The 13,777-nt window shown below is 31.9% G+C and carries 11 protein-coding genes; 7 read left to right on the top strand and 4 right to left on the bottom strand.

Going from position 1 to position 13,777, the window contains the following annotated elements; translation table 11 throughout:
- Positions 1-1,064: 1,064 nt before the first annotated feature.
- On the bottom strand, positions 1,065-1,295 hold the full coding sequence (locus tag CYAN7822_RS34270) for a hypothetical protein (RefSeq protein ID WP_013335139.1): 231 nt from the start codon (positions 1,293-1,295) through the stop codon (positions 1,065-1,067).
- A 104-nt stretch (positions 1,296-1,399) separates the two neighbouring features.
- Between CYAN7822_RS34270 and CYAN7822_RS34265 the strand changes: the two genes are divergently transcribed.
- Together CYAN7822_RS34265 and CYAN7822_RS34260 are read left to right on the top strand one after the other, a co-directional pair.
- Complete coding sequence (locus CYAN7822_RS34265) at positions 1,400-1,876, top strand: hypothetical protein (RefSeq protein WP_013335138.1); 477 nt, start codon at positions 1,400-1,402, stop codon at positions 1,874-1,876.
- Between the two features lie 4 nt (positions 1,877-1,880).
- On the top strand, positions 1,881-3,305 hold the full coding sequence (locus tag CYAN7822_RS34260; protein ID WP_013335137.1) for a phage terminase large subunit family protein: 1,425 nt from the start codon (positions 1,881-1,883) through the stop codon (positions 3,303-3,305).
- Positions 3,306-3,541: 236 nt separating this feature from the next.
- On the opposite strand, the gene CYAN7822_RS34255 is transcribed toward CYAN7822_RS34260, so the two are convergent.
- Positions 3,542-4,369: a tyrosine-type recombinase/integrase gene (locus CYAN7822_RS34255; RefSeq protein WP_013335136.1), complete on the bottom strand. Its 828-nt coding sequence runs from the start codon at positions 4,367-4,369 to the stop codon at positions 3,542-3,544.
- An 81-nt stretch (positions 4,370-4,450) separates the two neighbouring features.
- Positions 4,451-4,762: a hypothetical protein gene (locus CYAN7822_RS34250; protein ID WP_013335135.1), complete on the bottom strand. Its 312-nt coding sequence runs from the start codon at positions 4,760-4,762 to the stop codon at positions 4,451-4,453.
- Positions 4,763-4,948: 186 nt separating this feature from the next.
- Here CYAN7822_RS34250 and CYAN7822_RS34245 point away from each other — a divergent pair, with 186 nt between their 5' ends.
- The 3 genes from CYAN7822_RS34245 (at position 4,949) to CYAN7822_RS34235 (ending at position 8,118) form a co-directional block, all read left to right on the top strand.
- Positions 4,949-5,971 (top strand): telomere resolvase, encoded by a 1,023-nt coding sequence (locus CYAN7822_RS34245; RefSeq protein WP_013335134.1) that lies wholly within the window; start codon positions 4,949-4,951, stop codon positions 5,969-5,971.
- An 894-nt stretch (positions 5,972-6,865) separates the two neighbouring features.
- Positions 6,866-7,507: a hypothetical protein gene (locus tag CYAN7822_RS34240; protein ID WP_013335133.1), complete on the top strand. Its 642-nt coding sequence runs from the start codon at positions 6,866-6,868 to the stop codon at positions 7,505-7,507.
- Positions 7,508-7,542: 35 nt separating this feature from the next.
- Positions 7,543-8,118: a hypothetical protein gene (locus tag CYAN7822_RS34235; RefSeq protein ID WP_013335132.1), complete on the top strand. Its 576-nt coding sequence runs from the start codon at positions 7,543-7,545 to the stop codon at positions 8,116-8,118.
- Here the strand turns inward: CYAN7822_RS34235 and CYAN7822_RS34230 are convergent.
- On the bottom strand, positions 8,115-8,735 hold the full coding sequence (locus tag CYAN7822_RS34230) for a hypothetical protein (RefSeq protein ID WP_013335131.1): 621 nt from the start codon (positions 8,733-8,735) through the stop codon (positions 8,115-8,117). The two genes, CYAN7822_RS34235 and CYAN7822_RS34230, sit on opposite strands and share 4 nt — an antisense overlap.
- Positions 8,736-9,012: 277 nt before the next feature.
- Here CYAN7822_RS34230 and CYAN7822_RS34220 point away from each other — a divergent pair, with 277 nt between their 5' ends.
- Both CYAN7822_RS34220 and CYAN7822_RS34215 read left to right on the top strand, forming a co-directional pair.
- Entirely contained in the window at positions 9,013-9,462 is a 450-nt protein-coding gene (locus tag CYAN7822_RS34220; protein WP_013335129.1) for a hypothetical protein, read from the top strand.
- A 64-nt stretch (positions 9,463-9,526) separates the two neighbouring features.
- A complete protein-coding gene (locus CYAN7822_RS34215; RefSeq protein ID WP_013335128.1) occupies positions 9,527-12,694 on the top strand; it encodes a hypothetical protein in 3,168 nt (1,055 codons plus the stop codon).
- The last annotated feature ends 1,083 nt before the right edge of the window (positions 12,695-13,777 follow it).

The raw sequence follows: 13,777 nt of genomic DNA, 5'->3' as shown, positions 1-13,777 counted from the left end.
GCGAGTATGCAGGGTGTATATAAGTCTTGTATAGGGTAAACAGGAGTCTTGTATAGGGTAAACAGGAGTCTTGTATAGGGTAAACAGGAGTCTTGTATAGGGTAAACAGGAGTCTTGTATAGGGTAAACAGGAGTCTTATATAGGGTAAACAGGAGTCTTATATAGGGTAAACAGGAGTCTTGTATAGGGTAAACAGGAGTCTTGTCAATGTGTATGTTGCTTATTAATATTAGTAAAAAATTTTACTTACTATTATTAACTTCAGAAAAAGTTGCATATTTAATAGTAGTAATTAATTATTATTACTATCAACAATATCCTATTTATTAGCTTTATTTTCTATTAGTTAAAATACCCTAATTTATCGTCAGTGTTTAAGTGACTTGTATATGGTTAGATGAGCGCCTAAAGTGGCCGGTAACGATTAGCGGTTGAAAATGCCTGAAATGAGCTAGTGAAGGGGGACACGGGCTACAGGGTTGACGGGGCGACGATGGGACGGGGTAACGGCTGCTAGGCTCTGGGGTCAGGCTATGGGGCATAGGTCTGCCTAGAGTCGCGCTAGGGATTAAGGTTAAGGGTCATCGGTCAGCCTAGGAGTTGTCAGCTTAGGGTTAGGGTCTTAGTAGCGGCTAAAATGCCCTATAACGCCTTTCTCTTGTGGTGTTAGGGTGATTAATCATCCTGACCGATTGAGCCTGTTTTAGGGGCATCCTGTGAGCTAGGGTGATCGGTGGCATAATACAGCATATCCCCCCCTAACTATGGCAAAATATGCCAAGTGTAAAAACGGGTAAATTTTGATTTTTGGCATATTTTCCATTTTTGACTTTTCAAAAAAAAAGCCTGAAAACCATTGATATATATACAGTTTACCTGGCATATTCAATAAATTGTAATTATTGAGAATGGCTAAACACCTTGAAAATTCATTCAGACTAAAACAACATATAGTCATTTTTACCAAATCTAAAACCGAAAAACCATAGAGTAAATTAAATGACAAGACTCTTATACACTTACAAGGGTATAGGGTCTAATCGGTTTCTGTTAGCGGTTACTATTATTTGTTAACTATTTCATAATAAAAAAAGTCTTTAAAACAATGTATTGCTTCATTTAATATTTTATCTTCTGATAGTTTTAAATCATTCTCAGGAATGTTATCATCATAGTTATCATCATATTTATCATTAATCTCACGTTCATATTTTATTAAAAGTTTTTTTAACACCATTGCGGTTTGCTCTATTTCATTTACTAATGATTGATTAATAGCAATAGTAGTTACCATTTTTAAACTTTCCTAAGAGGTGTTAATTTAATTATATACAAGTCTGATTAAATTGCCAATAGTATTATACTATGATATAGCTCTAATAATTTTGAGGGTTCATCATGACTAAAGATATTTGTTTAGTTTACTTCTCTCATGATATGTCTTGCGCGTCAATAATTTTTGAACGAGCCTATCCTACAACAACGATCAAACATTGTGATTATATTATTCTTAATAATGTATCAATTAGTCAAAATAAGCCTATAATTGAAGATAAACTTAAAAATTATGCTAAAGACTTTGATTTAAAAATAGCAGCAATTGGAAATATTGACGGTTATTTTGAACAATGGTTAAATAGTTTAAATATTAGTTATGATCCACTTACTTTTAATTTAAACGATTATAACCCTTTACCTATTATTAGAAATATTGCATTAAGTATCTATGATTTTTCATCTGATAAAAAATTAGAAGAAAAAATATTTTTTGAGATGAGACAAATTGATTATGACAAGTTGTATAAACTGCCTTTGTTATTACAAACTGTCGTGTTAGCTTATAACTATTATCCTGGTATGTGGGGTAATTTATGAATTGATGTTTAGAAGAAACTTGACTGTAAAAAATAAAGCAAAGTTAGCTAAAAAATCAGGTTATACTATTAAAAAATTATTACCTGATGATTGGATTAGCTTTGCTAATTTGTGTAAAATTAGGTCAGGAACTAAAGTTATTAATTTTAACCCGTATGATTATCAAAAAACATTAATAGCATTAATTAAAACCCATCATACAATAGTAATTGCTAAAACAAGACAGTTAGGTATAACAGAGTTAATAGCCAATTATTTTTTATTTAAAGCTTGTCATAATGAGGGATATTTAGGAGTAATTTTTAGTAAAACTCAATCAGATACTAGCAACATAGCTAAAAGAATTAGACGACAAATTGATTCACTTTATGAATATATAGAAACTAAAACAGATAGCTTAACTGACATTGAGTTAGTTAATGGCGGTCGTTTATTATTTAGAAATAGCACTCCTAACGGTGCTAGAGGGTTAGAGTCAGTAAGCGATATTCTTTATGATGAGAGTGCATTTGTTGATGAAATAGAGGAGATTTATAAATCTTCAATACCTTGTACTACTGTAGTTGGTAGTGAGGCTAGAATCATCATTTTAAGCACTCCTAACGGTCAATCAGGATGGTATTGGGATAAGCTATCAAGTAACAATGGTGATAGAGATATTTTAGAAATATGTGAGCAAATAAGAACAGAAAAAATAGAGCCTATTCAATATTGGATCGATAACAATCAATGGTGTAAGTTTATAGTTCATTGGCTAGGTCATCCTAAATTTAGTCAACAAAAAGAGACATATCTAAGAGATATAAAAGCACAATTTGATTTACCAGAGGATATTATAGAGCAAGAGTATAATTTAAGTTTTACTCACTCAGAAGTTATTGTTTTTTCATCAGAGATAGTTAGAAAAAATGCTATAGGACAATGGGAAAATGATCCTAAATCTAATTGTATTTATTATTTTGGTATTGATACCAGTTTGTTAGGTAATGACTATACAGTTTGCACAATTTTAAGAGAAATAGATAATAGATATCATTTGGTTAAAATGTATAGACAACGAAAAAAAACTCATGAGTATAATATTTATCAAATAGCCGAATTAATTAAGCAATATAATCCCATAATTGTAGGAATAGAAGTTAATTCTAGTGGTCAAGTTTATTATGAGCAATTAATTAGTCAATGTTGTAATATCTGCATAGAACCGATAAAAACTACAAGTCAAAGTAAACCAATAATGATTAGTAAATTAACTTTGGCAATGGAAAAACAAAAAATAATTTATCCTAACGATAGATGTATTATCGATGAGTTTTTAAGTTTTAGACAAAATGGCAATCAATTAGAAGCGATAAGTGGTAAGCATGATGATATTATCATGAGTCTTGCTTTTGCTATATCTGTAACACCACTAAGCTTTAACTATTGAAAAATTGAGTATAAAAACTTAAGTTAAAAACTATGCTAGTTTAGGCTTACTTTAAGTAAATTATGAGTAAGTTCTGCACACAAATTTAAGTTTTTTTGCCCTATATGATTGTGCAGTAGTTACTCATTAAATGCTCTTTACTGAGTAGTTTGTATTATCTAGGCATACGGAAAAATAAAGGTTTGATAGGCTTTATATCTCTGAGTATTGGATAAGCAAGCCATGTTATGATGTCACTAAAAAGTAATGAACTGACTAGAACCGCTATTAGGATTGATATGTAAATATTTTTCAGTAGTCTCTAGTTTGCTGTGTCCTAAACTTTCCTGTAATAATCGAACATTACAGCCGTTATTAATAGCATGACTAGCATGGCTATGCCTTAACCAATGCGCTGAGGTTTTGGGGTCTATTCCTGCCTTTTCTGCACACTTCTTAATCATTCGATGGGTAAAGATTCTATCTATAGGTTTACCTGTTGATGTAGCAAAAATAAACTCTGATATTTTAGGTAAAGTTTGAAGTTGTTCTAACAGCCAATCAGGGACAATTATAAATCTTAATTTACTTCCCTTTCCATAGACAGCAAGCTTATTTCCTTTTAAGTCACTCCATGTTAAGTTAACCGCTTCTGACACTCTCAAGCCAGTGGTATAAATGAGGCATAGTAGAACTCGATCACGCCCCGGTGTTGCCTGTTCAATCAATCGCTTAACATCCCCTTGGTCTAAAATTTTTTCGGCTCGTTTATCTCTGGTTTTAGGGGGTTTAATTAATGCCCCTATGTTAAAGCTTAAATAGCCTACTTTGACACAGAAACTAAATAGAGATTTGATACACAATATTTTATTAGCTACAGTTGGGGGAGTGTAGGTTAAATTAAGCCGATTGACCCATAAAACAAGGTCATCTAAAGTAATCTCAGCTAAAGGTTGATTCATAAAATCTATGAACTGTTTAACATGGCAGACATAGGTCTTTACCGTCGTTTTAGACTTGCCAGCTAACCATAGGACAATAATCTCTTGGTCGGTTGAGGCGCGAGTTAGTCTCTGTTGTGTCATTGTCAAAAAGCTAATAAGAGTGAACTAACAACTAAATAGCTAATTTTGTTGTTAGGGTAGGACTTGCCTACCCCTAGACGGTTAACCTCTACCGCCTCTAATAAACCAAGTGATAAGTCCCCCTATTCCAGCACTGACAATAGCTATAGCAATTTGCTTCCAGTTTTTTAATTCTCCTAGTTTTTCGGCTAAATCGGTTATTTTCTGGATTAGTGGCTGTTGTGCCTGTAAAGTTGCCTCAATAATTGTCAATCGTTTATCAAGCTCTTTAACATCTTGTTTAACTTCTTTGATGTCTTGCTTAACTTCCTTGATTTCTTGAGATAATCCATCAAAACGATTATTGATAAGCTCTTTTAACTCTTTAATATCGGCTTCTGTTACAGTCGTCATGAGTTATACTCCAATTAAGAAAGGTTTTATAGTTCCCAAGAGATGACAGTCTTTTGGGGACTAACTATATTATCTGGTTAAAATCTCCTACATTGCTAAAAGGTTGATAACAACCTTTATAAGATTCTTGACAGTGTACAAGTTACTTGTTATTATACAAGTAGCTTAAATTGGAGATAAAAAATTATGGCACTGGCAAGAATTGATGAGTTTATCGCAAGGCTACAGCCGTTAACCCGACAAGACGATATTAAGGCTCTATGCTATCTTGAACTTGATTACCTCAGACGGGAATTAGAGATTAAACCGATCATTGGTGAGTCGGGCTACCCTGTGTCTTGTACCGGTGACGCGAGACGATTAAAGACCCAAGTGAGCCAATATCGTAAGGCTATCGAGTCTCTAGAATTAACCCCAAAAAACTCAATAACTGAAATTAAGTTAGGTCAAAAAATCCAATATCATAAAGCTTTAAAATATTTTAATTTAGCTGATTATGAGAAAGTAGATGTTAATCAGAGAGACAGAAATCGAGTAACCAAAGATAAGAGCAACAGACCATCATTTAATGCTGTTGAGGTTATCAAGAAAGCATTAGAGTTACTTGATTCAGGTAGCTATATAAGCAAAGTTGCTGGCTTATATCTCTTAACTGGTAGAAGGCATGAGGAAATATTAGTTACTGGCAAAATTGATAAAACTGGCTTAACTTGTGACTTAACTAAAAGCAATAGTTTAGACCAATGGTTACAAGATGGGATATTTTTTGGCTTATTTAGCGGTCAAGTAAAAACTAAGAAAAATGAAGCAATACCCTATAAAATACCTTTACTTGCTCCCATTGAGACAATTAAAAATGCTATTGAATGGCTACGGGTTAATAAACCTCAAGACCCTAATAAACGTCCTAGTGGGTCAAAAGAATTAGGGTTAAAGGTAAGAAAGGAATACTCTGATATTTTGCCTATTCCCAGTGGTAAAGAGTTATATTTATCCCCACATAATTTAAGGTCTGCTTATTGTGCAATATGCTGGCAACTCTACCGATGTGAGGGAGTTAACTGTACTGAGGATCTATTCGTTAAGGCGATTATGGGTCACACTGAGGATAGCCTAGAGAGTGCCCAATCATATCTTGATTATGAATTAAAGCAAGATGACCAAATTGCTTTACTCGATTACTGGGAATCGTTACAGATGAGAGATTAAAAAGTTTTTTAATACAACGTTTATAGGGTTGAAAATTTTTGATCAAAAAAAGCAAATTTTAGCTCTCGGTAAAAATGAGCTAAAAGTGCAGCAAAGTGTGGCAAAGTGTGGAAAAGTGTGGAAAAAGGTAAACTTCTCTGTAACTCATATCCTGTCTAGCTTTCAGCCATTTCAAAATCTCACACAGAACGCACACTTTTTTTAAGGCTAAATTGTCTCAACCCATTGCTACATCTAGCTTTTATCAATTTTCAAATTGTAAACAGTTTTTAACAATTGGTTAGCTTCTCGTTTTGTTAAGTTTTATTAATTTTATGTTTCTACTTGTAGGCATTTTGTATTTTTTAAAACAAATGTTTCAACTTGTAAGTATTTTGTATTATTAAAAATGTTTTAACTTGTAGGTGTTTTGTATTATTAGAGTTACGTCAACAGATAAGTTAGATAAGCTAACCTTTTTTTGATACAGTCTTACAATGCAATAGGGGTCAACTAGACCCCTAACTTAAATTGGAGATATTTAAAAATTTGGCACTAAAAGCCTTGAATAGCTTTTAATATTAATATTTTAGCTTAATTTCTAATATATAATTAAAACTTATTTATCATACTCTTTATAGTACATTATTACTTTATCTAAACTGATATAAATTGTCTGTATGCCCTCTAAAATCATCTTACAGGATTGATGTTGTCTTAACGATGAATCCTACTTGAACGAGGTTCAACAGGCAAAATAGAGCTATTCTCTACAAGCCTTATAGTTCAGTAATTTCAGGAGATACATTTTAATTAATTCATAAGGCATGGTGAACTGAAAAAATTATTACAAGTATCTTGACACTATACAAGTTACTTGTTATTATATAAGTATCTTAAATTGGAGATAAAAACATGGCTACCAAAAACAAAGATGCTACTCGCCTTAGTCCCTCAATCAGTAATGAGCATAAAGTTAAATTTGATGAGATTGCCAGCCGATTAAATTTAAAATCTCAAGGTGAAGTCATAGAGTATTTAATAGACATCTTTGAAGATTATTTAATGCTTAAAGAACAGTCTGATAATCCACATAAGAATGATTTACCTTTAACCGATGAGGAAAAACAGCAAGTACAGTCAGCTATGAGTAATTCTGGATTATCTTATCAAGAAATAGCTAAAGATGGACTGTTACAACGTGCTAAATATCTAAACAGTGTAGCTAAAAAACAATCAGAATTAGAATCATTATCGGATGCTGACATTAAAGAAAATATTAACAAGCTGACTTTTAAAGGTGTTGCCGATTATCGGATAGAGCAAGCGATACAAAAGATAATTGATTACAATGAGACAGCATCCCAAAATGATAAAATTTGCATTACTAAAGGCATTGTGTTTAATATCACAGGGTCAAACCGTCAAACTATTAACAAGTTTTTTGAGACTAAACAACACTGGATAGATGACCATAATAATAAGCATAACTTGACCGATAAAGACAACCGTAAAGGTAAAGGTTATGATGTTAAAGCAGTCTTAGGTATTGAGTAAAATTTAGCCAGGGGTCACATAGACCCCTATAAATAATGGGTGCTTATTGTAAAGTTTGTCAAAGTGCTTTAAGAGACGATATAGACGCTTACTTAATGGGAGGGGCTACCCCTAAATGGTTAGCTCAATGGTGTTCTGATAGAGGTTTTCAGGTTAGCCATACCAGTATTAGAAACCATGCCAAGAGTCATATTGTAGGTTACAACGCGCCTAAGTCTCATGTAACTAAAGTTGCCAAAGATGCTAAAAACCCTAATATTGAACCTGACCCCACAATAGTTAATTTTGATGAATACTGCCATAGACTAGGCTTAAACCCCAGTGATTTTGAAAACCTAGAGGATAATTTAGAGAAGGTAATAGGAGCTAGTCAAAAAGCATTAACACTTCTATTTTTTAGAGAGTCAGCAATTCTTGATAGTAAATTAAATGCTCATGCCCATAGTAAGGGAATTCACCCTATGGAACATATTAAGGGATTGAGAAGTATTTTTGAGATGTATTCTAGAGTAATGGGAATTGATAAGCTAATAGATGAAAACTCTGCATTACAGACACTAGAATCAATGGGTTATACAATTCAAAAAACAATAGATATTGATGCAAATTAATGAATTAATATTAAATCATCATTTAATATGATATCTTTGCTCAATGAAATAGGAGCAAAATCAGCTTTATTTGCAAAATGAGGTATTTTATATTCATAACCTAATTCCCACAACTCAGATACAACTTTAGTCATAATAATACACACACCTAAATTTAACTTATTATGGTTTTCTAATAAAAAAGATTCTTCACTTTGACCTATTTTTTTAGATGTTATTTTACATTTATCTTTATATTCATCTACTAATACATACTCACAAGTATTGTGCATTAATAAAAAATCTTTTAATGTTATTTCTTTATTTTTAGTAATATTCATTAAATCATAAACATCGCCTTGTTGAATTATATTCTTATAAACTATAATTACAGAAGTATTATTTAATACATTAAAATTAAGAAAAGCTTTAAATGCTTTTTTAGGATAAAATTTCTTTCCTAATTTATCTTTTATATGTTTAATACTTCTAGCAAGTAGTAAACTTTGCCAATCATAACATCCTCTACTTACTTTGTTTAAAACATTATATTTAGTAGATAATTCACATATTCTAGGCAATTTTAAACCAGATAACAATATCATTTCATTAGTTGTGAAATATTGTTTAATTGCCATTACAATTACCTTACATTAATTACTAACTTATTTATAGCATTTAAAAGTATAATTTAACCATGATGTAAATAAATATTACAAATTATACGACTTTTTATACATTGTAAGTATAATAGCCGTATGAGAAAACCGTCAAAAATCATTTTAAATCAAAGTATTAATAAGTATAGATCTAAATATTGTGGCAAATTTTCACAATATAGCTCTGAATGCTTTTATTATATTGATCCTGATGATGATTGGCTAGTTGAATTAAAAATATTAGGAGATACAACCTATGGCACTAAAACCCAAAATGGCTAACTCAGTCAAAGTTGACGATCATGGCTACGCTTTAGCGACTCTAACCGATATCACATTTTTAGATTCTGATGAGTCAGAGTATGAACGAGAGCAATTCTTATTTGACTTTCTGGCAGAAGGGACTAAAAAGCCTATCAATCTAAAACTCTGGACAGGCACTATCATTAATGCTGAACGATATGAGAATGGTAAAAATAAGGATTATTCAAAGCTAACCCGTTTATGTCTTCAATTAGGTTTAATTAACGAACCCGACCTAAAACAAGCTTATAGAGATGGTAAAGACATTGACCTTGATTTAGATAGCCTAAAAGGTCTTAAAGTACGATTTAAGCTTTTAAAACAGGCTAAGACTCGTAACCTATCCCAGATAGATTTAAACACTCTAGAACCTATTAAAGAACCAGTTAAAGAGACTAAATAACTTAAAGGGGGTCAAGATGCTTGTGACCCCCTAACACTTTTATTCATAGATAAGCATTTTGTGTATGCCATACCTAGTTTACTTCGATTCTAATAAAGTTGTCAAATTAGATACACCTGTTATCCGTCCCATTTATTTAGAAAATAATGACAAGCTTAAACTTAATTATGATACAGAATTTACACCTATCATAAAAATGATTGTAGATTCTATACAATGTTATTTACCAATAATATCACCTAGAGATTGTTTAGTCTTTCTTAGAGACGAGTTAACAAATGATTTTAATCCTATCGAATGGTCACTAAAATGGTATGGCGCAGATATTAGACCAATAACAGAGAATGAAAACGATAACTTATATCAATTTCAAGTAATATTTGATGATTTAATTGAAAATTGTAAATCAGGTAGGCAAATAAAAACAGAGTTTGATAGTGCTATAAATGACGGAGTTTTTAGTGATTTATTAAATATTTTTAATTTAAAATCTGAACAATTATGTTATAAAAAAAGTAAATATACAGGAGAATATGAGATTAATATTAATATTGACAGTGTATATATTGATTATGAAGCATTTTTTAGTGATGTTGATTTATTTAAAACATTTGGTAAAAATTTTCAAGAAATTTTATTAAATGCCAGATTAGAGTCAAGACGAATTATTAAAACTAATTCTATAAAATCAGACATTAAATTTAATTACTGGATTAATGGTAAACTATATGAAATTTATTTCAATTTAAGGGATGCAATGAACCGCTTCCCTGTCTTGTCTGGTAGAGGTCTTGATAACCAATGTAAGGTCTATCAGGCTACAACTACTAAAATAAATATTGAGACTGATGAAATAGCTGTTAAATTAGGTCTTAAGGATAAATTGGAGATTAAGACTAAAATGACACTATTAAGAGAATTAGACCCCTATTTATTTGCCTTATATGGGGGAACTGATGTATTAGCTACACATAATCTATCAGTCAAGCATCAGGAATTATTAGACGGTATTAGAAACGATTTTAACCTTAATTCAGTAGAAGTTAAAGACACTACAGGCTCTAACGTTGCAAGCTTCATTCAAGACCTTTATCAGGCTCATTTTAACCCTACTAATGATGAAAAAATCGGCAAATTAATTATAGATAGAAGGAGATTAGGTAACGCTGATTCAATTCAAAATATTTCTCTTAATTATTATGGCATTCAGTCACTAAGAACAGTAGGAGGGTTACTTTATTCTAGATGTCAAAGATATCCTCATATTAAAGGTTTATTAGGTGACTTAGATATGTCCTCTTGTTACGCTACTAGGCTATGTTCTCTCACAGTTTACTTAGGTCAGCCTATCGTTAGCTGTTTTAAAGGTAAGAATAAACCGACTCTTAAAGAAGCATTAGAAACTATTAAAAATGTCAATAGTCCTAGGGATGCTTGGATAATTAGAGTGTCAGGACAATTAAATAATGCTATTAACACATTAATATTATCAGACTTAGATTTTACTCCTAAAGCAATTAAATTTAAAACGAAATGGGATGTTAACCCTAACAGATTATCAATTAATCATTTTAATGCTTATAAAATAGGCAAGCAAGAGGCTCAATCTACACTATTAACTAAAGAGATTAAATTTGGCTTGATTAATGCTGATTTGTTAGATTGTATTAACTTATTACCTGATAAGTGGATTGATGAATATTTAAACCTTAATGTTGATGCAATGGTATTTGTACCAGATAAATTAATTTGTAATTCAGTTGATGAATTAATATCAAAACTTGATAATTATCCTGATAGTGATGAAGAGTTAAAATGGGATAAAGAAACAGGATTAGTAGGACTATTAAAAACCTATTCTCAAAGTAATTTATGTCTAGCTTTCCCTATTGGTCAATATTATGAAAAATTAAAAGCTAAGAGAAAAGAATATAAAAAGCTAGAAAATCCTATTCAAGAAGTCTATAAGTTATTTTTAAACTCTGGCTATGGTGCTTTAGCTTGTCGATATTTAGCCGTTAATAATTTACTTGCCGCTAACCAAATAACCGCTAGTCCTAGAGCAACAGCTTGGCTTATGCTTAATGCTCTAAATGGTTTTCAAGTAATCACAGATGGATGTACATATAACTGGGAATCTGTACCAATAGGGTTAAAATTTAAAAACTTATTAGAATCTAATCCTAACTACCTTATTGATTATCAGCCTAACATAAAATCTAATTTAGTCATTAACAATAACAATGCTCAAGAATGGATAAACGACAATTTTAAACAACACTTACATGATTTTTATGGGATAGATGTTAATCATATTCCTGGCAACAGATATGAGTATGAATTAAAAGATGAAAAATTTAATGATGTTAAAACTGTAATATACACTGATTTTATTAATACTGGTAGTGGTAACTACTCTAAGGGTCTTAATGGTGAAAGTGTTTTAATAGATGGTACTGAGTATGATTTTACAGATGAATTTAAGAAAGTAAAAGCAAGGTCATTTAAGGGAGAAAATAAAGAATTATTACACTGGTATATTCAATCCTTATCTAAAAAGTATTTAGAACCATCAATCTATTCTGAAAACCAGATAATCAAGTTTGGAGATGGTAAAGAGTTAGCAACTAAACTACTAAGTAAATATGATGAAATAGCTTATCCATGCGGATTTAGCAAGACTAACTATAAAATTATGAAGCTTATAACCCGTAGTCAATTTTTATTTAAAACTGAAAAGCAGTTAATAAATTTTGAAACTAATCAAAAGAAATTAGACGAGATATCGAAGTTTATTCTTAAAAAATCATTTTGGCAAAGTTTACCAGATAACTTAGATAAATTAACTCAATATGGTATTAATGAATTATTGCTAGATTGGGAGTGTTATTATAACTTTGCTAAAGAAAAGCCAATAGGATTAGGTTTTGAATTATTAGCCTTGAATAATAGTCATAAAGGGTCAATCGCTTCTGTAAGGTCATTTATAGCTGATAAAATTAATGAGAATAAATCAACAGGATTTAATGCAATTTTACACTTAGATAGAAATTTTGGTTTAGCTAATCAATTTAAATGGCTTTTTGCATCAATTATTGTGTTAAAGGCTCACAGTGATTATAGGTTAGAACAACAGTTAGTTAACTCGATTAGTGAGCCTACCATCTTTACAGTTAATCGAGACTCAGTAGTAACCTTATCCGAGTTATTAGGCATACAAGAACACGAATAACCGCTAACAGAAACCGATTAGACCCTATACCCTTGTAAGTGTATAAGACTCTTGTTATTTAATTTACTCTATAGTTTTTCGGTTTTAGATTTGGTGAAAATGACTATATGTTGTTTTAGTCTCAATGAATTTTCAGGGGGTTTAGCCATTCTCACTAAGCAGAGCTTATTGAATCTGTCAGCTATACGGTATATATATCAAGGGTTTTCAGTTTTTTTTTTTGAAAAATCTAAAATGGAAAATCTGTCAAAATTGAAAAAATCCTGTCAGATCGTGTTGACAGATTTTGCCATAGTTAGGGGGGGATATGCTGTTATCTGTAACCGATCACCCTAGCTCACAGGATGCCCCTAAAACAGGCTCGATCACTCAGGATGGCTAATCACCATAATCTGACAAGAGACAAGGATTCTAGGGCATTTAGCCGCCACTTATGACCCCTAACCCTAACAGCCGTTACCCGTGCCCCCGTTGTCCTATGCTTCCGTCCAATGGGGGTTACAGCCGTCCAATGGTTGCCCCGTTGCCCCGTTGCCCTATTGCCTGAGTCTTGCGCCACTAGGTTATTAGAGGCATTCTTACCCGCTAATCATTACCGGCCACTTTAGGCGCTCATTTAACCATATACAAGTCACTTAAACACTGACGAAAAATTAGGGTATTTTAACTAATAGAAAATAAAGCTAATAAATGGGATATTGTTGATAGTATGCAAAATTAATAACTACTATTAAATATGCAACTTTATCAGAAGTTACTGATAGTAAGTAGAACTTTTTACTAATATTAATAAGTAACTTACACATTGATAAGTTCCCTGTACACCCTATACAAGTTTCCTGTACACTCTATACAAGTTCCCTGTACACTCTATACAAGTTCCCTGTACACTCTATACAAGTTCCCTGTACACCCTATACAAGTTCCCTGTACACCCTATACAAGTTCCCTGTACACCCTATACAAGTTCCCTGTACACCCTATACAAGTTCCCTGTACACCCTATACAAGTTCCCTGTATACCCTATACAAGTTCCCTGTACACCCTATACAAGTTCCCTGTACACCCCGCATACTCGCGAG

The organism is Gloeothece verrucosa PCC 7822 (genome assembly GCF_000147335.1).
GTDB classification, from domain to species: domain Bacteria; phylum Cyanobacteriota; class Cyanobacteriia; order Cyanobacteriales; family Microcystaceae; genus Gloeothece; species Gloeothece verrucosa.
This window is presented reverse-complemented; position numbering and strand designations above follow the sequence as displayed.